Genomic DNA, 20,392 nt, shown 5'->3' with positions numbered 1-20,392 from the left:
CCTTATTTAGTTAAGTTCGGTAACTGTTAATCACGGCCGGTGCCACTATCTGCACCACTAACACCGCTAAATAGGTCAGGCCAAGCGGTATAAACTCCGCCTTGAACACCCCCAGCGCCACGATCAGCAAAACGATGGTGATCACGACCTTTAGCCCCTCGCCGATGGCGAACGACCAGGCAACCCTACCGGGCGCCGGCGTTTGCGCCTGATGGCGCAAGGCAAACAGCATAAACATTGCACTCGGCAACCAGGCGGCAAGACCGCCCGCCAGCGCCGAAGCGCTCCATTCCGGGCTTTTCAGCCAGAAAGCAACGCTGATCAGAACAAAAGTCATTAACTGCAAAAACAGCAGTTTGCGTGCGACTTTCCCGCTGTATAGGGACACAGACATGACGTTTGTTCTCTCCGTACCCCAGGGGGGTATGCTGAGTGACGTATACAACTGTTTTTGCTGTCCTGAGTCAAGCAGCAAAAAACGAGCAAATTATACGGGGCATACCAACGAATTCAATCGATAAGTAGCGAAAAGGTGAACAATTATTTAAATTTCCCTATTCCAGCCTATTTTCACAAGAAAACGGTCGGAATAATAGGGCGCATTTAATTGTCTGATTATTCCAGCGTTGCGTTTAGAAACGCGAAGCCGATCACAGTAATGTCCCTTCCTGATTTATAGCCGATGGTCAATCAAACAGTCTTTAGCAATTTGAGCGATCAAAAGATTATATAAATCAAAACATTATCAGTTAACTGTTCAAAAACAATCCGTATACCCGATGAAAACCTTTTATTGACAAGCAGCGGGGCAATATTCCAACAGCCAATTAACATTAGCAGCAAAGGCAAATCTTTCGCACATGATTGCTAACGTGACTATTTCCAAATGCAATTACTCTATTGTCGCTAATTAGCCGCGTTTTTTGTGTTAATAGAAAGTAAATTAACTAAAAAAAGCGACCAACTAATTAGCCTGCTTACCTTTACTCACCGTACTACCGTTAATTCACGCTTGTTTGATCAAAAACAAACTCAGTTTGCCTTAAGAACCACCAGATGGCGTTCGCCTTCCAGTTCTGGCACCTGCAGCCGCACGATGGACTCCAGGCTGATGCCTGCCGGCAGCTGCGCCAACTCTTCATCCGGGCGCACGCCTTTCAGCGCGTAAAAACGCCCCTGCCCTTTCGCCGGCAAATGGTGACACCAGGACAGCATATCCTGCAGCGAAGCGAACGCCCGGCTGATCACGCCGTCGAACGGCGGCTCGGCCGGAAACTCCTCAACGCGGCTCTGCACCGGCTCGATATTGTTCAGGCCCAGCTCATGCTGCACCTGGCGCAGGAATCGCACGCGCTTGCCCAGGCTGTCGAGCAGCGTGAAATGCGCATCCGGACGAACGATCGCCAGTGGGATGCCCGGCAAACCGGGGCCGGTGCCAACATCGATAAAACGCGATCCCTGCAGATGCGGGTTGACCACGATACTGTCGAGGATGTGGCGCACCAGCATTTGCTGCGGATCGCGCACCGACGTCAGGTTATAAGCCTTGTTCCACTTATCCAGCATACCGACATAACCCAGCAGCTGCTGTTTCTGCTGATCGGGCAGCTCAATGCCTGCTGCCGCGAGCAGCGAGTCTAATTTTTTTTGCACAACGGATCCTCTGGCAGGCGCTGAACGACCAGCGGATGGTCAGCTGGCGCAATGAGGCGACTATGATAATTCAGGGCACATGTGATGTCAGCGGCCGTTTGGCTACGGGATGAGCAAACGGCCGCCTGGATGCGGGATTTATGCGCTGCGGCGCAGCAGTCCCTGCTTTTTCAGCCAGATCAGCAGAATTGAGATCGCCGCCGGCGTAATGCCGGAAATGCGCGAAGCCTGGCCGATGGAGTTCGGTTTGTGATCGTTCAACTTGGCGATCACCTCGTTCGACAGCCCCGACACCTGACGGTAATCGAGATCCAGCGGCAGCACGGTGTTCTCGTTGCGCTGCTGTTTTTCGATCTCTTCCTGCTGGCGAGCGATATAGCCTTCGTATTTGACCTGGATCTCGACCTGTTCGGCAGCCTGCACATCCTCCAGCGGCGGCGCGAAGGCGTCGATGCCGGTCAATTGCGCGTAATCCATCTCAGGACGGCGCAGCAACTCTTCGCCGTTCGCTTCACGCGACAGCGGCGCTTTCAGCAATGCATTGACCTGTTCTACGTTCTCGGCGTGCGGATGCATCCAGATGTCGCGCAGGCGTTGACGTTCACGTTCGATTCGCTCCAGCTTCTCGCTGTAACGCGCCCAGCGTACGTCGTCCACCAGACCGAGTTCACGGCCTTTTTCCGTCAGACGGAGATCGGCGTTGTCTTCACGTAGCATCAGACGATACTCGGCGCGCGAGGTAAACATGCGATACGGCTCTTTGGTGCCGAGGGTGCTGAGATCGTCCACCAGCACGCCCAGATAGGCCTGATCGCGACGCGGTGCCCAGCCCTCTTGTTCGTCGGCAAAGCGGCCGGCGTTCAGGCCGGCCAACAGGCCCTGTGCGGCGGCTTCTTCATAGCCGGTAGTGCCGTTGATCTGGCCGGCGAAGAACAGGCCTTGAATAAATTTGCTTTCCAGCGTCGGTTTCAGATCGCGTGGATCGAAGAAATCGTACTCGATGGCGTAACCAGGGCGAATAATACGCGCGTTCTGCATCCCTTCCATTGAACGGACGATCTGCATCTGTACGTCGAACGGCAGGCTGGTGGAAATCCCGTTAGGGTAAATCTCGTTGCTGGTCAGGCCTTCTGGCTCGAGGAAGATCTGGTGCGCGTTGCGATCGGCAAAACGCATGACCTTGTCTTCGATCGACGGGCAGTAACGTGGACCGATCCCTTCGATGATCCCGGCATACATCGGGCTGCGATCGAGGTTATTGCGGATCACGTCATGCGTTTTTTCATTGGTGTGGGTGATGTAGCACGCCATTTGTTCCGGGTGCTGGCTGGCATTGCCCAGGAACGAGAATACCGGCACCGGCGTATCGCCGTGTTGTGGTGCCAGTACGCTGAAATCGATAGTGCGGGCGTCGATGCGCGGTGGGGTACCGGTTTTCAAACGGTTGACGCGCAGCGGCAGTTCACGCAAACGCTGCGACAGCGAGATCGACGGAGGATCCCCGGCGCGGCCGCCGCTGTAATTTTCCAGGCCGATATGGATCTTGCCGTCCAGGAAGGTGCCTACGGTCAATACCACCGCCTTGGCGCGGAATTTCAGCCCCATTTGGGTTACAGCGCCCACGACGCGATCGTTTTCGACGATCAGATCCTCAACCGGCTGTTGGAAGATCATCAGGTTGGGCTGATTCTCCAGCGCGGTGCGGATCGCCTGGCGATACAGTACGCGGTCAGCCTGAGCGCGTGTGGCGCGAACCGCAGGACCTTTGCTGGCGTTTAGTATCCTAAACTGAATGCCGGCATGGTCGATCGCCGTCGCCATCAGGCCGCCTAGTGCATCAATTTCCTTAACCAGATGCCCTTTACCAATACCGCCAATCGCCGGGTTGCAGGACATCTGCCCCAGCGTATCGATATTGTGTGTCAATAATAAAGTCTGACGTCCCATGCGCGCCGCAGCCATGGCGGCCTCGGTACCTGCATGACCACCACCGATGATGATGACGTCAAATTGATCTGGATAAAACATGGAACTGCACCTCGCCGTATTGCGAACGATCGTATTTGCCCTGGGGTTGGGGATTCTACTCAAGTTTAGACGATCGACCAAGTGGTCAGGATCGTCGGTAATTAAAAGAAGATCTTTTTTATTTAAAGATCTCTTTATTGGATCTCTTATTAGGATCGCGATCCTCTGTGGATAAGTGACTATTCACGATGAAGATCAGCAGATTAAGGAGGATCGTTTGCTGTGAATGATCGGTGATCCCGACGCAGATAAGCTGGGATCTAAAAGGCTTGTTATGCACAGGACAAAAAGCGACCTACGGTTGTTATTTGGATAACTACGGCTTTTACCCTGCTTTTAAGCATAGTTATCCACAATCGTTCGCGCGATCTTTCGCCGAATTAGAGTAAATTAATCCAGTTTTTTACCCATTCCTCTGCCGGATCCTCGGGAATTTCATGCTCGGTCACGTCGATCTCGAGACGATCGCCGATCCTTTTCGCGCCTCTGGCGATCAACAGATCGTCGATCAGTTTGATCGCGCCGCAGAAGGTGTCGTATTCCGAACTGCCCAAACCGACGGCGCCGAACTGTACCTCGGAGAGATCCGGTTGCTGTTCGGCGATCTGTTCCAGCAGAGGCTGAAGGTTATCCGGCAATTCGCCGGCGCCGTGGGTGGAGGAAACCACCAGCCAGCGGCCGCTCAACGGTAGTTCATCCAGTTCAGGGCCGTGCAGCATCTCGGTAGAGAAACCCGCGTCTTCCAGCTTTTCAGCCAAATGTTCAGCCACGTATTCGGCGCTGCCAAGCGTACTGCCACTGATCAGAGTAATGTCTGCCATGAACCAACGATCCCAACCTTCTCACTCAAAGTGGCTGCATTGTACGCTGTGAATCGGCTGGGATCTACCTGTGGACAATGTGGGTATGCAATTTGGCGGGTTACGGCACGATGGTACGCATGATGGGGTTCTGCAGCGAGATCAGCGTTTCTGTCGACTGGATCTCGTCGATGGTCTGGATCTTGTTGATAAGTACCTGTTGCAGCGCATCGATCGATCGGCACATCACTTTAATGAAGACGCTGTAGTGGCCGGTGGTGTAATAGGCTTCCACCACTTCCTCCAGGCTTTCCAGTTTCTTCAGCGCCGAAGGATAGTCCTTGGCGCTCTTCAATATGATGCCGATAAAGCAGCACACGTCGTAGCCCAGCTGTTTGGGGCTGACGTCGATGCGCGCGCCGGTGATGATCCCGGCCTGCTTCATCTTCTCCACCCGCACATGAATAGTGCCTGGGCTGACGGCGAAGTTTTTCGCCAGTTCGGCGTACGGCGTACGCGCGTTGTCCATCAGGGCGTTGAGGATGCCGCGATCGAGATTATCGATCTGATAAATTTCCGCCATTTAATCCCCCATTAATTAACGATTGTTGAATTCTGTCCGGGTAAAAATGAACGATTAAAAGTGAAAAGGCAATATTGATTATCGGATATTGAATTGATGCATCATTTTGTTGCTTAATCGATGGAAACAGAGACAGGTTTACAAGAGATACGGCAATGAAAAAACAGTTTATCCAAAAACAACAACAAATCAGCCAGGTCAAATCCTTCTTCTCCCGCCAGCTGGAGCAGCAGCTCGGTCTGATCGAAGTTCAGGCTCCGATCCTCAGCCGTCTGGGCGACGGCACGCAGGATAACCTCTCCGGCAGCGAGAAAGCGGTGCAGGTCAAAGTCAAAACCCTGCCGGACGCTACTTTCGAAGTGGTGCATTCGCTGGCGAAATGGAAACGCAAAACTCTGGGCAGCTACGACTTTGGCGCCGGCGAAGGCCTGTACACCCATATGAAGGCGCTGCGCCCGGACGAAGATCGCCTGACGCCAATCCACTCGGTGTACGTCGATCAGTGGGACTGGGAGCGAGTGATGGGCGATGGCGAGCGCGGCCTGGATTATCTGAAAAGCACCGTGCGCAGCATTTACGCTGCCATCAAGGCGACGGAGGCGGAAGTCAGCCGCGAACACGGCCTGACCCCGTTCCTGCCGGATCAGATCCAGTTCGTGCACAGCGAAACCCTGCTGCAGCGCTATCCGGATCTGGACGCCAAAGGGCGCGAACGGGCGATCGCCAAAGAGCTGGGCGCGGTGTTTCTGATCGGCATCGGCGGCAAGCTGTCGCACGGCAAATCGCACGATGTACGGGCGCCGGATTATGATGACTGGACCACCCCTACGGCGGATGGCCTGGCGGGCCTGAACGGCGATATCGTGGTGTGGAACCCGGTGCTGCAGGACGCTTTCGAGCTGTCTTCTATGGGCATCCGCGTCGACGCCGCCGCGCTAAAACATCAGCTGGCATTGACCGGCGATGAAGAGCGTATGAAGCTGGAATGGCATCAGTCGTTGCTGCGCGGCGATATGCCGCAGACCATCGGCGGCGGTATCGGCCAGTCGCGTCTGGTGATGTTGCTGCTGCAATTGTCGCATATCGGCCAGGTGCAGTGCGGCGTGTGGTCGCCGGAAGTGCGCGAGGCGGTCGAAGGCCTGCTCTAATCCCGCCTAGCGCCGCCAGCGGCGCATCAAACGGCTTTTCAACCCGGTATCGAAGCGCCAGATATGATCGAAGATGCGCATGATGCCGGGTTTGCCGTAGGCGGACATCGCCACCGCGTGGAAACGCTGTTGGTGGCTCTGCTGTTGCTGTTTTACCTTCTTTATTACCTCCTCCGGCAACCGCTGGGCGATAAAATCGGAAATGATCACCGCATCGGCGTCGAACCAGCCGCTCTCGGCCATTTTGGTGACGGTGGCGTTCAGACAGGCCGCCAGATCGGTGCCGCCGCGAAACTGCTGGCCGAGAAAGCGCACCGCCTGCTCGATGCCGCTGGCGGCGGTGAGTTCGTAATGTACGATCTGATTGGCGAACAGCATGATGTAGCAGCGGCGGTTGTCCGCCAGCGCAATGCGCAACAGCGCCAGGCAGAACGCCTTGGCACACTGTTCGTTGAAGCCGCCCATCGATCCTGAGGTGTCCACGCAGACGATAAACGGCCCGCGTGGCTGTTGATCCTGCTGCTGGTGGGTGACCTGACGGATCAGGATCTGTTCCTGCCAGACGTCGCCCTGCAGGCGGTAGCTCAGCAGCCGCTTTTCCAGCAGGCGGCGATAAAACTCGAATTCCAGCTCTTCAATCCCCAGCGTGGCCAGCTCCGGCGGCAGCAGACGCAGGATGTCGTCGCTCTGATGAATGCCGCTCACTTCTTCCGGCAACGTGGCCGGCACCTGCACCATGACCCTGAACGGTTCCGGCTGCGCGTCCTGTTGTTGTACCGCTTTGGCCTGATAGCTGCGGCCCAGTTGCTGCGCCAGTTTTTTCAGCTCCGGCTGCTGCTGCAAGAAGTTGCCGTATTCCACCAGCCGCTGATAGTCGCCGCGCTGCAGCTGGCCTTTGCTCATGTCCCACAGCCTGCCGGCGGCGGTGTCGTTTTCCGACAGCAGCGGCTCCAACGCGCCGCTCAGCGCCAGGCGCTCCTGCAGTTCCGCCATCAGCTGCTCGCGTTCTTGTTCCAGCAGCTGGTGGTGCAACATGGTGGCCTGCAGCGTCAGGCTGATGCGCCAGCGCTGCAGGAACAGGGTTTGAAAGCTGTCGTCCAGCGGATGATTGGGCAGATCGGCGGCGTCCACCAGCGCGCGCGCCTGTTCATAAAACGGTGAGACCAGCTGGCGCAGCAGCTCCATGGTGTCGTTGAGGTTGTGATAGAACTGGGTGTTGTTCTCCAGCTGGCACTGCTGGTAGCGATAGAATTCCTGCGCCAGCGCCGGCGGCACCATGGCCTCCTGCAGACGCTCCTTGAGCTGCAGCTTCCAGCGCGGCAGATCGCGATCCAGCGCCCGGCGAATGGCCGGAAACTTTTTAAGGAACACCGACAGCTGCGGCGCCGCCAGCATGCCGACGATCATCTCCTCGATCATCTCGCCTTCGGTGATCGCCAGCAGCAGATCGAGTGTCTCCAGACTGAGCATGGTTACTGGCCGCGCATTTGCTGCTGTTGCTGTTTAACCTGCTCTGCCACCTGCAGCAGGCTGGCTTCGATCTTGGCCAGACCGGCGGCGGGCGTGAACAGGCAGGGCTGATGTTGGCTGAAGGCGCGGCGCTGCTCCGCCAGGCGCTGGGCCAACGCATCCATTTCATCCAGCAGCGCCTGCGGCGTGGCGGTGGCCTGTTTGCCCGGCAGCGCCAGCAACGACGGCTGGCGGCTGACGTCCAGCACCGTCAGGTGCAGCTGGTCGTCCACTTCCAAATCGATCGGCTGCGCGAAGCCGATGCCATTTAGCTTGGCGCGCACGTCGCCGCCTTTTTGCAGCCAGTTGTCCAGCGCGCTGCTTTCGATGCTCAGATGGTTGACCTGAATGTCATGCAGCTGCAGCGGCTTTTGCAACAGCAGGGTGAGGGTGCCGCCGGCGAACGGCGTGGCCGGCGCGTATTGCGGTTTGCGGCTGAACATGCCGCCTTTTTTCACCAGGCTGATGGCCTGCCGGTCGCTTTGTTGTTGCTGATCCTGCAGCCAGCGGGTATGGATCTGTTGCAGCTGGATCAGCATCGACTGCTGCTGATAGGCCGATTCGGTCAGCAGCTGGTCGATCTGCTGTTGCAGCAGCTTCAGCGAGGTGAGATCGTGCCACAGGCAGTCTTTCAGCAGCATCAGGTCGAGCGGGGCGATGGCGTCGCGCCCGCTGAAGAAGGCGCAGGCCTGCAGCAGGCGCAGGGCTTTTTTCCAGCGCCGGTCAGAGACGTACGGCGCCTGTTCCAGCGCGTCCAGCCGCTGGCGCAGCTGGAAAATCAACTCGAAGCAGGCTTCCGGCAGCGCCACCTTATCGATCTGCGGTTGCCACTGCAGAAACTCTTCGTCGCTGACGCTCAGCGCCGCCGGCACCGGGTTTTGGCTTTCGCTCTGGCGGTTGACCAGCAGCGAGCGGAAATTCTGCTTATCCTGCACCTTGTCCAGCCACAGGCGGATCAGCATGCGGTCATACAGGGCTTCGAGGCTGCTGTCCGCTTCGGGCAGTTCGTTGGAGGCGGTGACCAGCAGGCGCAGCGGGATCGGCTCTTCGCTGTTGCCGTTGCGAAAGCGCCGTTCGTTGATCGCCGTCAGCAGGGTGTTGAGGATCGCCGGGCCGGCCTTCCAGATTTCGTCCAGAAACACGATCTCCGCTTCCGGCAGATAGCCGGCGGTCAGGCGCTGGTAGCGCCCTTCGTCTTTCAGCGCCTGAATAGAGAGCGGGCCGAAGACCTCTTCCGGCGTGGAAAAGCGCGTCATCAGGTATTCAAAGGAGCGGGCGTTGCGGAAGGCAAACTTCAGCCGGCGCGCGATCAGGCTTTTGGCGATGCCGGGCGGGCCGAGCAGGAATACGCTTTCGCCGCTCAGCGCCGCCAGCAGGCACAGGCGGATCGCTTCTTGCCGCTCATAGAGACCGCTCTCCAGCGCGCTGCTGAGGCGGGAAATTCGTTCTGCCAGAAGGGATGATGGCGTCATATAATCGTCGTATTGTCCGAGAGTTAGCCAATCTTGATCGATAATTCGATGATAAACCACCATTATTTTTAGTGGTATAGCTCGTTGATTAGTAAAAATTTTCTCAGTTCAATCGGATATTCGGTTCACATTTTGTTTATTTTTCGGCTCTGATATAAGGGTAGGCAAGCGGTATAAATGGTGCATACTGTGCGGCTTTCTGGTGGGCGTGACGGATCTTTGAGCCCGTATTTTGCCTGATGCGGATGCATCGCTAACGGATGTTCTGATAAAGAAACGAATTATGAGCGCAGAGCATAAACAGTCCTTATCGGCGGTAACCCTGGCGGCCATCGGCGTGGTTTACGGCGATATCGGCACCAGTCCTCTTTATACGCTGAGAGAGTGTTTCTCCGGCCATTACGGCTTCGACGTGCGTCCAGACGTGGTTTTCGGCTTCCTGTCGCTGATTTTCTGGATGCTGATCGTGATCGTTTCCCTCAAATATCTCACCTATGTGATGCGCGCGGACAACGCCGGCGAGGGCGGCATTCTGACGCTGATGTCGCTGGCCGGGCGCAATACCTCGGCGCGCACCACGGCGGTGCTGGTGATACTGGGCCTGATCGGCGGCAGCTTCTTCTATGGCGAGGTGGTGATCACCCCGGCGATATCGGTGATGTCGGCGATAGAGGGGTTGGAAATCGCCGCCCCTGCGCTCGACGCCTATATTGTGCCGCTCTCCATTCTGGTGTTGACGCTGCTGTTCGTCATTCAAAAGCACGGCACCGGCAGCGTCGGCAAGTTGTTCGCCCCGGTGATGCTGCTGTGGTTCATCGTGTTGGCGGTGCTGGGCGCGCGCAGCATCATATCGAACCCGGAAGTGCTGCAGGCGCTGAACCCCAAATGGGCGCTCAACTTCTTTATGGAATATAAGAAGGTATCGTTCTTTGCGTTAGGTGCGGTGGTGCTGTCGATCACCGGCGTTGAGGCGCTGTATGCCGACATGGGGCACTTCGGCAAGTTCCCGATCCGCCTGGCCTGGTTCACCGTGGTGCTGCCTTCGCTGGTACTCAACTATTTCGGCCAGGGCGCGCTGCTGCTGAAAAATCCGGAGGCGATCAAAAACCCGTTCTTCCTGTTGGCGCCTGACTGGGCGCTGATCCCGCTGCTGATTCTGGCGACCCTGGCGACGGTGATCGCTTCGCAGGCGGTGATTTCCGGCGTCTTCTCGCTGACTCGCCAGGCGGTGCGCCTGGGTTATCTGTCGCCGATGCGCATCATTCACACCTCGGAAATGGAATCCGGCCAGATCTACATTCCGGTGATCAACTGGACGCTGTACATCTCGGTGGTGTTGGTGATCATCGGCTTCGAGCACTCCAGCAACCTGGCGGCGGCGTACGGCATAGCGGTCACCGGCACCATGGTGCTGACCAGCATTCTGGTCACCTCGGTGGCGATCAACAACTGGCACTGGAATCGCTTCCTGGCGATCGGCATCGTGACCATCTTGCTGATCATCGACGTGCCGATGTTCTCCGCCAACGCCCTGAAACTGTTCTCCGGCGGCTGGTTGCCGCTGACGTTGGCGCTGGTGATGTTCATCATTATGACCACCTGGAAGAGCGAGCGCTTCCGGCTGCTGCGCCGCCTGCATGAACACGGCAACTCGCTGGAGGCGATGATCGCTTCGCTGGAGAAGTCGCCGCCGGTGCGGGTGCCGGGCACCGCGGTGTTCCTGTCGCGCGCCACCAACGTCATTCCTTTTGCGCTGCTGCATAACCTGAAACACAACAAGGTGCTGCATGAGCGCGTGGTGCTGCTGACGCTGCGCACCGAGGATGCGCCTTACGTGCACAATGTGCGCCGGGTGACCATCGAACAGCTGTCGCCGACCTTCTGGCGGGTGGTGGCCAGCTACGGTTGGCGCGAAACGCCGAACGTCGAGGAAGTGTTCCACCGCTGCGGGCTGGAGGGGTTGCCGTGCCGCATGTCGGAGACCTCGTTCTTCATGTCCCATGAGTCGCTGATCCTCACCAAGCGGCCGTGGTACCTCTACCTGCGCGGCAAGCTGTTCGTCGCCCTGAGCCGCAATGCGCTGCGCGCGCCGGATCAGTTTGAGATCCCGCCGAACCGGGTGATCGAGCTCGGCACGCAGGTCGAGATCTAACCCACCTGATTAAGGGGCTCAGCATGGCTGAGCCCCTTTTGTTTGCGCTTTCTCCGCGCGTGAACGAAACGTTTCGATAGCGATCACACTTCTGCATTGTCCCGGTTGCCTTCCCCTGTCGTTTTTTTAAACTCCCCATCAAAGAGCGAAACGTTTCGCTAGCGGAGTGAGAAGATGAAAAAAGGCGTATTACTGAATTCTGACGTGTCTGCCGTGATTGCCCGCCTGGGGCATACCGATCAGCTCACCCTGTGCGATGCGGGCCTGCCGATACCGGCGGCGACGCAGCGCATCGATCTGGCGCTGACGCAGGGTGTGCCGACCTTTATGCAGGTGTTCGCGACGGTCACGCAAGAGATGCAGGTAGAAAGCGCCATTCTGGCGGAAGAGATCGTGAAACAGAATCCGCAGCTCCATGAAACCTTGTTGGCTGAACTGAGCGCGTTGGGCCAACGCCAGGGCAATACCATCAATGTGCGTTATATCAGCCATCAGGCGTTTAAAGCGCAAACCGAGCACAGCCGGGCGGTGATCCGCAGCGGGGAGTGTTCGCCTTACGCGAACGTGATCCTGTGCGCCGGCGTAACATTCTGAGGCGTTTATGCAACCTTTACTGCAACTGAAAGGGATTGATAAAGCCTTTCCCGGCGTGAAGGCGCTTTCCGGCGCCGCCCTCAGCGTCTATCCCGGCAAGGTGATGGCGCTGGTGGGGGAAAACGGCGCCGGGAAGTCCACCATGATGAAAGTGCTGACCGGCATCTATCAGAAAGACGCCGGCAGTCAGTATTTTCTCGGTAAAGAGGTGGCGTTCAACGGGCCTAAGGATTCGCAGGAAGCGGGCATCGGCATTATCCACCAGGAGCTGAACCTGATCCCGCAGCTGACGATTGCGGAAAACATCTTCCTCGGCCGCGAATTCGTCAACCGTTTCGGCCGCATTGACTGGAAGCGTATGTACGCCGAGGCCGATCGCTTGCTGGCGCGCCTCAACCTGCGCTACAGCAGCCACCGGCTGGTGGGCGAGCTGTCGATCGGCGATCAGCAGATGGTGGAGATCGCCAAGGTGCTGAGCTTCGAATCGAAAGTGATCATCATGGACGAACCAACCGATGCGCTGACCGACACCGAAACCGCCTCGCTGTTCAAGGTGATCAACGAGCTGAAGGCCGAAGGGCGCGGCATTGTGTATATCTCGCACCGCCTGAAAGAGATTTTTGAAATCTGCGACGACGTGACCGTGTTCCGCGACGGGCAGTTTATCGCCGAGCGGCCGGTGAGCGAGCTGCAGGAAGATTCGCTGATAGAGATGATGGTCGGCCGCAAGCTGGAAGAACAATATCCGCGTCTTGATTTGCCGCGTGGGGAAAAGCGGCTGGAAGTCAGCCACCTTTCCGGCCCCGGCGTTGAAGACGTCAGCTTTACGCTGTACCGCGGCGAGATCCTCGGCGTGGCTGGGCTGATGGGCGCCGGGCGCACTGAATTGATGAAGATCCTATACGGCGCCGCGCCGCGCAAGGCCGGCACCGTCAGCCTGGACGGCCGCGACGTGGTCACCCATTCGCCGCAGGACGGGTTGGCGAACGGCATCGTCTATATCTCGGAAGACCGCAAGCGCGATGGCCTGGTGCTGGGCATGTCGGTGAAGGAAAACATGTCGCTGACCGCGCTGCGCTACTTTAGCCGCGCCGACGGCAGCCTGAAACAGGCCGACGAGCGGCAGGCGGTGGGGGATTTCATCCGGCTGTTCAATATCAAAACGCCGTCGATGGAGCAGCCTATAGGTCTGCTTTCCGGTGGCAACCAGCAAAAAGTGGCGATCGCCCGCGGCCTGATGACCCGGCCGAAGGTGCTGATCCTCGATGAGCCGACGCGCGGCGTCGATGTCGGGGCGAAAAAAGAGATCTATCAGTTAATTAACCAGTTCAAGCAGGAAGGGCTGAGCATCATTCTGGTGTCTTCGGAAATGCCGGAGGTGATGGGCATGAGCGATCGCATTCTGGTGATGCACGAAGGGCATCTCAGCGGCGAGTTCCCGATTGAACAGGCCACCCAGGAAGCGTTGATGGCGGCAGCCGTCGGCAAGCAATACGGCGTAAAGCAGGAGTAATCAGATATGAGTTCCCAGACTATCGCAGCTAAGCGCTGGTTCAGTAAAGAGTGGCTGTTAGAGCAGAAGTCGTTGATTGCTCTGCTGGTGCTGATCGCCGTGGTCTCTTCCATGAGCCCGAACTTCTTCACCCTGAACAACCTGTTCAATATTCTGCAGCAGACTTCGGTAAATGCCATCATGGCGGTGGGGATGACGCTGGTGATCCTCACGTCCGGCATCGATCTGTCGGTAGGATCGCTGCTGGCGCTGACCGGCGCGGTGGCGGCGTCGATTGTCGGCTTTGAGGTCAACGCGCTGGTAGCGGTGGCGGCGGCATTGGCGCTGGGCGCTGCGGTTGGTGCCTGCACTGGGGTGATCGTCGCCAAAGGCAAAGTGCAGGCCTTTATCGCCACGCTGGTGATGATGCTGCTGCTGCGCGGCGTCACCATGGTGTACACCAACGGCAGCCCGGTCAACACTGGTTTCACCGACGTGGCCGACACCTTCGGCTGGTTCGGCATCGGCCGTCCGCTGGGCGTGCCTACGCCGATCTGGATCATGGCGATCGTGTTCATCGCCGCCTGGTATATGCTGCACCATACGCGCCTGGGCCGCTATATTTATGCCCTGGGCGGCAACGAGGCGGCGACTCGCCTGTCCGGCATCAGCGTCGATAAAGTGAAGATCATTGTCTATTCGCTGTGCGGCCTGCTGGCGGCGCTGGCTGGGGTGATTGAAGTGGCGCGCCTGTCGTCGGCGCAGCCGACCGCCGGCACCGGCTATGAGCTGGACGCCATCGCCGCCGTAGTGCTGGGCGGCACCAGCCTGGCCGGCGGCAAGGGCCGCATCGTCGGCACGCTGATCGGGGCGCTGATCCTTGGCTTCCTGAACAACGGTCTGAATTTACTGGGTGTTTCTTCCTACTACCAAATGATCGTGAAGGCAGTGGTGATACTGCTGGCGGTTCTGGTAGATAACAAAAGCAACAAGTAACCTCCCCCTACAGGAATCACGATGATGAAAATGAAAAAATTGGCAACCTTAGCCTCCGCCATCGCGCTGAGCGCCACCCTGAGCGCCAATGCCATGGCCAAAGACACCATCGCGCTGGTGGTGTCCACCCTCAACAACCCGTTCTTCGTCTCGATGAAGGATGGCGCGCAGCAAGAGGCCAACAAGCTGGGCTACAACCTGGTGGTGCTGGACTCCCAGAACAACCCGGCGAAAGAACTGGCCAACGTGCAGGATCTGATGGTGCGGGCGCCTAAACTGCTGCTGATCAACCCGACCGACTCCGATGCGGTGGGCAACGCCATCAAGATGGCCAACCAGGCGAAAATCCCGGTCATCACGCTGGACCGCGTGGCGAGCAAGGGGGATGTGGTGAGCCATATCGCTTCGGACAACCGCGTGGGCGGCAAAATGGCCGGTGATTTCATCGCCAAGAAAGTGGGCGCCGATGCCAAGGTAATTCAGCTGGAAGGCATTGCCGGCACCTCCGCCGCGCGTGAACGCGGTGAAGGCTTCAAGCAGTCGCTGGATCAGAATAAATTCAAACTGTTGGCCAGCCAGCCGGCCGATTTCGACCGCACCAAGGGTCTGAACGTGATGCAGAACCTGCTGACCGCCCACCCGGATGTGCAGGCGGTGTTCGCCCAGAACGATGAGATGGCGCTGGGCGCGCTGCGCGCGCTGCAAACCGCCGGTAAAACCGACGTGATCGTGGTAGGCTTCGACGGCACCGCCGACGGCGTGAAAGCGGTCGAAGGCGGCAAGCTGGCGGCGACCGTGGCGCAGCGCCCCGATCAGATCGGCGTGATCGGTGTGGAAACCGCCGACAAAGTGCTGAAAGGCGAAAAAGTGCCGGCGACCATTCCGGTCGATTTGAAACTGGTCACTCAGTAAGTCATACCAGCGCCATCGGGACGGGGCGTTCACGATGGCGCGCAATTCAGGAATCAATGCGATGGAAACAGGTAAGCTGGTGGTTCTGGGCAGCATCAATGCCGACCATATCCTCAATATTGAACAGTTCCCCCATCCGGGCGAAACGGTGATCGGGAAGCAGTATAAGGTGGCGTTTGGCGGCAAGGGCGCGAATCAGGCGGTGGCGGCCGGGCGCAGCGGGGCGGAGATCGCCTTTATCGCCTGCGTGGGCGCCGACGATATCGGCGAACGTGTCCGCCGGCAGCTGGCGAGCGATCGCATTGATACCCAACCGATTGAAGCCATCGCCGACAGCACTACCGGCGTGGCGCTGATCTTCGTCAACGCCGAGGGCGAGAACGTGATCGGCATCGATGCCGGCGCCAACGCCGCGGTGACGCCGGATTACCTGGCACGCTACCAACAAAAAGTGATCGACGCCGACGCTCTGCTGATGCAGCTGGAGTCGCCGCTGGAGACGGTGATCGCCGCTGCCCGCCTGGCGAAGCAACATCAAACGAAGGTGATCCTCAATCCGGCTCCGGCGCGTGAGCTGCCGGACGAGCTGCTGGGCATGATCGATATGATCACCCCAAATGAAACCGAAGCGCAGCGCCTGACCGGCATCGCCGTGGACAACGACGCCGATGCGGCGCGCGCGGCGCAGGCGCTGCACGATAAAGGCATCGCGACGGTGATCATCACCCTCGGCAGCCGCGGCGTGTGGCTGAGCGAAAACGGCAACGGCAAACTGGTGCCCGGCTTCAAGGTGCAGGCGGTGGACACTATCGCCGCCGGCGATACCTTTAACGGTGCGCTGGTGACCGCCCTGCTGGAAGGTAGAATCATGGCCGACGCGGTGCGTTTCGCCCATGCGGCGGCGGCGATCGCCGTGACCCGCCCCGGCGCGCAGCCTTCGGTGCCCTGGCGTGAAGAGATCGACGCCTTCTTGCAGCAACAGGGGTGATCCTTTGGCCACCATGAAAGATGTCGCCCGCCTGGCGGGCGTTTCAACCTCTACCGTTTCGCATGTGGTCAACAACAATCGCTTTGTCAGCGACAGCGTGCGCGACAAGGTCATGGCGGCCGTAGAACAGCTGAACTATGCGCCTTCTGCGCTGGCGCGCAGCCTGAAGCTCAATCAGACGCGTACCATCGGCATGTTGGTGACCGCCAGCAACAACCCGTTTTATGCCGAAGTGGTACGCGGCGTGGAGCGCAGCTGCTATGAGCGCGGCTACAGCCTGATCCTGTGCAATACCGAAGAAGACGCCGCGCGCATGAACCGCAGCATGGAGACGCTGCTGCAAAAGCGCGTCGACGGTTTGCTGCTGATGTGCACCGAAAACCATCGGCCATCGCAGGACGCCCTGAGCCGCTACCCGTCATTGCCGATCGTGATGATGGACTGGGCGCCGTTCGAGGGCGCCAACGACATTATTCAGGATAACTCGCTGCTGGGCGGCGAGATGGCGACCGATCATCTGATCGCCCGCGGTTATCGCAAGATCGCCTGCATCGCCGGTCCGCAGGACAAAACTACCGCTCGTCACCGGCTGGAAGGCTATCGCAACGCGATGCGGCGCGCCGGATTGCCGGTTCCGCCAGGGTATGAAGTGCATTGCGACTTTGAGTTTGAGGGCGGGGTAAACGCCATGCGCCAGCTGCTGGCGCTGGACGAGCCGCCCCATGCGGTGTTTGCCGGCAACGACGCGGTGGCGGTAGGCGTTTATCAGGCGCTGTATCAGGCCGGACTGTCGGTGCCGCAAGATATGGCGGTGATGGGCTACGATGACATTGAGCTGGCGCGTTATCTGGCGCCGCCGCTGAGCACCATTCATCAACCGAAGGATTCGCTGGGCGAACTGGCGATCGATGCGCTGATCAACCGCCTGCAGAACCCGGAGCGTGCGCCCCAGGTGCTGGTGCTGACGCCCGAGCTGGTGGAACGTGCCTCGGTGGGCCGCCGTTAACTCGCCGCCTTCGCTTCTTTCTTGCTTTCCTGGCCGCTGATCAAATTGCGGCCATCCTTCCTTCTCAGCAACATAAATACCAGCGCCGACGCCACGGTGACGACCCCCATGGTGATAAAGGTGTAGTGGAAGTGGTCAATCATGGTGCCTAACGACAGGGATTCGTAAAAACGCAGCACCGCCGCGCTGATTGCCACGCCGAAGCTGATGGACAGCTGCTGGGTGACCGCCAGGACGCTGTTGCCGGCGCTGGCGTTGGCGTCGTTCAAATCCGCCAGGCTGATAGTGTTCATCGCTGTGAACTGGGTGGACATCGCCATGCCCAGCACGAACAGCGGCAGGATCATCAGCCACAGCGGCATACCCGGGCTTTGCAGGGCGAACTGGGCGATCAGCACCCCGATAATAACGGTGATGCCGACCAGCGTTTTACGGTAGCCGAACCAGCGCAGCACCTGAGTGACGGTGGATTTTGCCATCAGCGAACCGATGGCGGTCGGCGCCATCATGCAGCCGGCGACGATCGCCGTGTAGCCGAAGCCTACCTGCAGCATGAGCGGCATTAAAAACGGCACGCAGCCGGTGCCCAACCTGGAAGCGACGTTGCCGGCGATGCCGACCGAGAAGGTACGGGTTTTGAACAGGTCGAGACCGATCAGCGGCTGAGGATGACGGCGGGCGTGCGCGATGTAGCCGAACAGCATCACGAAACCGCTGAGCAGAATACCCAGCGAAACGTAGCTCGCCAGTACCCGCTCGCCAAACAGTTCCAGCCCGGTGGAGATCAGCACCAGGCTCAGGCCGAACAGCATAAAACCAAGAAAATCGAAGCGGCGTTTGGGCGTGGTGAAGTCCGGCATGTATTTGCGCGCATAGAAGATGCCGAGCAGGCCGATCGGGATATTGATCAGGAAAATCCAATGCCAGGTGGCGTAGGTCACCAGCCAGCCGCCCAGCAGTGGCCCCAGAATCGGCCCGACCAGGCCAGGCATGGTGACGAAGTTCAGCACCGGCAGCAGTTCGCTGCGTGGGTAGGCGCGCAGCAGCGCCAGCCGCGCGACCGGCATCATCATCGCGCCGCCGATGCCCTGCAGTACGCGAGAGGCAACCAGCGCGCTCAGCGTGGGGGACAGCGCGCACAGCAGCGAGCCGAGGGTGAATAACGTGACGGCGAAGATGAACACGCGCCGGGTGCCGAAGCGGTCCGCCAGCCAGCCGCTGACCGGGATCAGCATCGCCACCGTCAGCGTGTAGCTGATGACGGCCGATTGCATCGCCAGCGGCGAACGCCCCAGGCTTTGGGCGATCGCCGGCAGCGCCGTGTTGAGGATGGTGGCGTCCAGCGCCTGCATAAAGAACGCCATTGCGGCGATCCACGGTAGTCCTGCCATACTGCGCGCGGATTGAGTCATGGTCGGTCCTGGTTAAATGGTCGTCTGTCCCTCGTCTCTTTCTTCTATATATAAGCGGGGAGCGTGTCTAGTCTTTCTCTTTCAGCAGCACCTGGCAGGCGACAAGCGCGCCGGCGCTGTCCCCGGCGAGTATTGCATCGACGATGGCCTGATGATGGCGCAGCTTGATCACTTCATTGCCGGTGATGGCGCGGAAGTAGCTTTGGTACACCGAACTGAACAGGTTGGCGAACGAGGTCAGGAACGGGTTGCCGCTGGCCTCGTAGATAAGCTGGTGGAATTGGGTATCGACCAGGATCCAGCGTTCGCGGTCAAACTGGGTATGCAGCGCGCGCATTTCCGCCATCAGTTCCGCCAGCAGCTTGGTTTGCTGCTGGCTGGCGTGGCTCGCCGCCAATGCGCAGGCCTGCGGCTCCAGCGAGGTGCGCAAGATAAGAAAGTGTTGCATCACCTGATCGAAGTTTTCCCGCGTCATCCACCAGGTCAGTAAATCCTGATCGAGAAAGTTCCATTGGCTTTGCGGCATTACGCGGGTGCCGATCCGCGGGCGCGGCAATAACATGCCTTTGGCGGCTAACATCTTTACCGCTTCGCGCACCGCAGTGCGGCTGACGCCGAATTGCTCGCCCAGTTCCATTTCACCGGGCAGGATGCTGCCGGCCTGATAATCGCCCGCCAGAATTTGTTGGCCGAGTTTCTCTGCAAGCAGATAAGAAAGATTGCGTTGGGCGGCCTGTTGTTGCGCATTTAATGGCATGGCTGCGGGTCCTTACTGACATCGTTAATTCTATTTTACTCCAGTGAACGCCAGCTTTTACGGCTGTTTGCCTGAAAAAGTGACATTAATTCGCCGCTTTTTCGCCCTTTTGCCGAAAAAAACCGCGCTTGAAAAGTTTTTTGCAATTAGGGGTTGCGGCCCGCCGAGAACTCCCTATAATGCGCCTCCACTGACCGGGAACAACGACTGACAAGCCGCCGGGTCAGCGAGAGAAAAGCGAAATAAACGCTTGACTCTCCGGGTGAAAAGCGTAATATACGCCACCTCGAGTTAGCAAGCGAAAGCGCCTAACTCACTGCTCTTTAACAATTTATCAGACAATCTGTGTGGGCACTCCACAAGACGATATCCAGCATCTTCGGATGCAAAAAAATATCAAGTCTTGAAGAGTGACTAACTGAAGTAAAATTCATGCAGTAAATCTTTGAGCATCGCTTCTCGAGTGGAAGCAAATCAAGCTTTTAATTGAAGAGTTTGATCATGGCTCAGATTGAACGCTGGCGGCAGGCTTAACACATGCAAGTCGAGCGGTAGCACAGGGGAGCTTGCTCCCTGGGTGACGAGCGGCGGACGGGTGAGTAATGTCTGGGAAACTGCCTGATGGAGGGGGATAACTACTGGAAACGGTAGCTAATACCGCATAACGTCGCAAGACCAAAGAGGGGGACCTTCGGGCCTCTTGCCATCAGATGTGCCCAGATGGGATTAGCTAGTAGGTGGGGTAATGGCTCACCTAGGCGACGATCCCTAGCTGGTCTGAGAGGATGACCAGCCACACTGGAACTGAGACACGGTCCAGACTCCTACGGGAGGCAGCAGTGGGGAATATTGCACAATGGGCGCAAGCCTGATGCAGCCATGCCGCGTGT

Annotated in this window: 17 protein-coding genes and 1 rRNA gene; 9 read left to right on the top strand and 9 right to left on the bottom strand. The window is 58.4% G+C overall.

All coding sequences use genetic code 11. The features are described 5' to 3' along the window. Positions 1-10: 10 nt before the first annotated feature. The 5 genes from atpI to asnC all read right to left on the bottom strand — a co-directional run bounded on the left by atpI (position 11) and on the right by asnC (position 5,064). A complete protein-coding gene (atpI, locus tag AC6BYQ_RS13585; protein WP_004933796.1) occupies positions 11-394 on the bottom strand; it encodes a F0F1 ATP synthase subunit I in 384 nt (127 codons plus the stop codon). 638 nt (positions 395-1,032) lie between these two features. Further along, a complete protein-coding gene (rsmG, locus tag AC6BYQ_RS13580) occupies positions 1,033-1,653 on the bottom strand; it encodes a 16S rRNA (guanine(527)-N(7))-methyltransferase RsmG (protein WP_019455475.1) in 621 nt (206 codons plus the stop codon). 138 nt (positions 1,654-1,791) lie between these two features. After that, positions 1,792-3,681: a tRNA uridine-5-carboxymethylaminomethyl(34) synthesis enzyme MnmG gene (gene mnmG, locus AC6BYQ_RS13575; RefSeq protein WP_019455474.1), complete on the bottom strand. Its 1,890-nt coding sequence runs from the start codon at positions 3,679-3,681 to the stop codon at positions 1,792-1,794. 380 nt (positions 3,682-4,061) lie between these two features. After that, entirely contained in the window at positions 4,062-4,502 is a 441-nt protein-coding gene (gene mioC / locus AC6BYQ_RS13570; protein WP_019455473.1) for an FMN-binding protein MioC, read from the bottom strand. A 100-nt stretch (positions 4,503-4,602) separates the two neighbouring features. Beyond that, on the bottom strand, positions 4,603-5,064 hold the full coding sequence (asnC, locus tag AC6BYQ_RS13565) for a transcriptional regulator AsnC (RefSeq protein ID WP_004933786.1): 462 nt from the start codon (positions 5,062-5,064) through the stop codon (positions 4,603-4,605). A gap of 155 nt (positions 5,065-5,219) precedes the next feature. On the opposite strand from asnC, the gene asnA reads away from it, so the two are divergent. Continuing rightward, positions 5,220-6,212: an aspartate--ammonia ligase gene (gene asnA / locus AC6BYQ_RS13560; protein ID WP_154747414.1), complete on the top strand. Its 993-nt coding sequence runs from the start codon at positions 5,220-5,222 to the stop codon at positions 6,210-6,212. A 6-nt stretch (positions 6,213-6,218) separates the two neighbouring features. On the opposite strand, the gene viaA is transcribed toward asnA, so the two are convergent. Together viaA and ravA are read right to left on the bottom strand one after the other, a co-directional pair. Further along, positions 6,219-7,682 (bottom strand): ATPase RavA stimulator ViaA, encoded by a 1,464-nt coding sequence (gene viaA, locus AC6BYQ_RS13555; RefSeq protein ID WP_019455471.1) that lies wholly within the window; start codon positions 7,680-7,682, stop codon positions 6,219-6,221. A gap of 2 nt (positions 7,683-7,684) precedes the next feature. Beyond that, positions 7,685-9,193 carry an ATPase RavA gene (gene ravA / locus AC6BYQ_RS13550; RefSeq protein ID WP_198636789.1) on the bottom strand — a complete coding sequence of 503 codons (1,509 nt, stop codon included), beginning with the start codon at positions 9,191-9,193 and terminating at the stop codon, positions 7,685-7,687. A 283-nt stretch (positions 9,194-9,476) separates the two neighbouring features. Between ravA and kup the strand changes: the two genes are divergently transcribed. The 7 genes from kup to rbsR all read left to right on the top strand — a co-directional run bounded on the left by kup (position 9,477) and on the right by rbsR (position 17,333). Next, positions 9,477-11,345 (top strand): low affinity potassium transporter Kup, encoded by a 1,869-nt coding sequence (gene kup / locus AC6BYQ_RS13545; protein WP_015379467.1) that lies wholly within the window; start codon positions 9,477-9,479, stop codon positions 11,343-11,345. A gap of 174 nt (positions 11,346-11,519) precedes the next feature. Further along, positions 11,520-11,939 (top strand): D-ribose pyranase, encoded by a 420-nt coding sequence (rbsD, locus tag AC6BYQ_RS13540; protein ID WP_498057031.1) that lies wholly within the window; start codon positions 11,520-11,522, stop codon positions 11,937-11,939. A gap of 7 nt (positions 11,940-11,946) precedes the next feature. Next, a complete protein-coding gene (gene rbsA, locus AC6BYQ_RS13535) occupies positions 11,947-13,452 on the top strand; it encodes a ribose ABC transporter ATP-binding protein RbsA (protein ID WP_019455468.1) in 1,506 nt (501 codons plus the stop codon). A gap of 6 nt (positions 13,453-13,458) precedes the next feature. After that, positions 13,459-14,427, top strand: coding sequence for a ribose ABC transporter permease (gene rbsC / locus AC6BYQ_RS13530; RefSeq protein WP_019455467.1), 969 nt, complete (start codon positions 13,459-13,461; stop codon positions 14,425-14,427). A 24-nt stretch (positions 14,428-14,451) separates the two neighbouring features. Next, positions 14,452-15,339, top strand: coding sequence for a ribose ABC transporter substrate-binding protein RbsB (gene rbsB / locus AC6BYQ_RS13525; protein ID WP_025160300.1), 888 nt, complete (start codon positions 14,452-14,454; stop codon positions 15,337-15,339). Between the two features lie 61 nt (positions 15,340-15,400). Continuing rightward, on the top strand, positions 15,401-16,327 hold the full coding sequence (gene rbsK, locus AC6BYQ_RS13520; protein ID WP_019455465.1) for a ribokinase: 927 nt from the start codon (positions 15,401-15,403) through the stop codon (positions 16,325-16,327). A 4-nt stretch (positions 16,328-16,331) separates the two neighbouring features. Continuing rightward, positions 16,332-17,333: a ribose operon transcriptional repressor RbsR gene (gene rbsR, locus AC6BYQ_RS13515; protein WP_025160301.1), complete on the top strand. Its 1,002-nt coding sequence runs from the start codon at positions 16,332-16,334 to the stop codon at positions 17,331-17,333. Here the strand turns inward: rbsR and mdtD are convergent. Further along, complete coding sequence (mdtD, locus tag AC6BYQ_RS13510) at positions 17,330-18,745, bottom strand: multidrug transporter subunit MdtD (RefSeq protein ID WP_498057030.1); 1,416 nt, start codon at positions 18,743-18,745, stop codon at positions 17,330-17,332. The genes rbsR and mdtD overlap by 4 nt on opposite strands. A 67-nt stretch (positions 18,746-18,812) precedes the next feature. Continuing rightward, a complete protein-coding gene (locus AC6BYQ_RS13505; protein WP_498057029.1) occupies positions 18,813-19,502 on the bottom strand; it encodes a FadR/GntR family transcriptional regulator in 690 nt (229 codons plus the stop codon). A gap of 483 nt (positions 19,503-19,985) precedes the next feature. Between AC6BYQ_RS13505 and AC6BYQ_RS13500 the strand changes: the two genes are divergently transcribed. Beyond that, positions 19,986-20,392 (top strand): 16S ribosomal RNA (locus AC6BYQ_RS13500); the annotation flags it as partial.

This window comes from Serratia sp. LTN-2 (assembly GCF_059740205.1).
Note: the sequence above shows the minus strand (reverse complement) of the source record. Positions and strands in the feature narration are given on the sequence as shown.

Coding starts and splice junctions, on each gene's coding strand:
- rbsD (WP_498057031.1), top strand. CDS start 11,520: ATGAAAAAAGGCGTATTACTGAATTCTGACGTGTCTGCCGTGATTGCC.
- kup (WP_015379467.1), top strand. CDS start 9,477: ATGAGCGCAGAGCATAAACAGTCCTTATCGGCGGTAACCCTGGCGGCC.
- asnA (WP_154747414.1), top strand. CDS start 5,220: ATGAAAAAACAGTTTATCCAAAAACAACAACAAATCAGCCAGGTCAAA.
- ravA (WP_198636789.1), bottom strand. CDS start 9,193: ATGACGCCATCATCCCTTCTGGCAGAACGAATTTCCCGCCTCAGCAGC.
- mnmG (WP_019455474.1), bottom strand. CDS start 3,681: ATGTTTTATCCAGATCAATTTGACGTCATCATCATCGGTGGTGGTCAT.
- atpI (WP_004933796.1), bottom strand. CDS start 394: ATGTCTGTGTCCCTATACAGCGGGAAAGTCGCACGCAAACTGCTGTTT.
- mdtD (WP_498057030.1), bottom strand. CDS start 18,745: ATGACTCAATCCGCGCGCAGTATGGCAGGACTACCGTGGATCGCCGCA.
- mioC (WP_019455473.1), bottom strand. CDS start 4,502: ATGGCAGACATTACTCTGATCAGTGGCAGTACGCTTGGCAGCGCCGAA.
- rbsK (WP_019455465.1), top strand. CDS start 15,401: ATGGAAACAGGTAAGCTGGTGGTTCTGGGCAGCATCAATGCCGACCAT.
- rbsC (WP_019455467.1), top strand. CDS start 13,459: ATGAGTTCCCAGACTATCGCAGCTAAGCGCTGGTTCAGTAAAGAGTGG.
- viaA (WP_019455471.1), bottom strand. CDS start 7,682: ATGCTCAGTCTGGAGACACTCGATCTGCTGCTGGCGATCACCGAAGGC.
- rbsB (WP_025160300.1), top strand. CDS start 14,452: ATGAAAATGAAAAAATTGGCAACCTTAGCCTCCGCCATCGCGCTGAGC.
- rbsA (WP_019455468.1), top strand. CDS start 11,947: ATGCAACCTTTACTGCAACTGAAAGGGATTGATAAAGCCTTTCCCGGC.
- asnC (WP_004933786.1), bottom strand. CDS start 5,064: ATGGCGGAAATTTATCAGATCGATAATCTCGATCGCGGCATCCTCAAC.
- AC6BYQ_RS13505 (WP_498057029.1), bottom strand. CDS start 19,502: ATGCCATTAAATGCGCAACAACAGGCCGCCCAACGCAATCTTTCTTAT.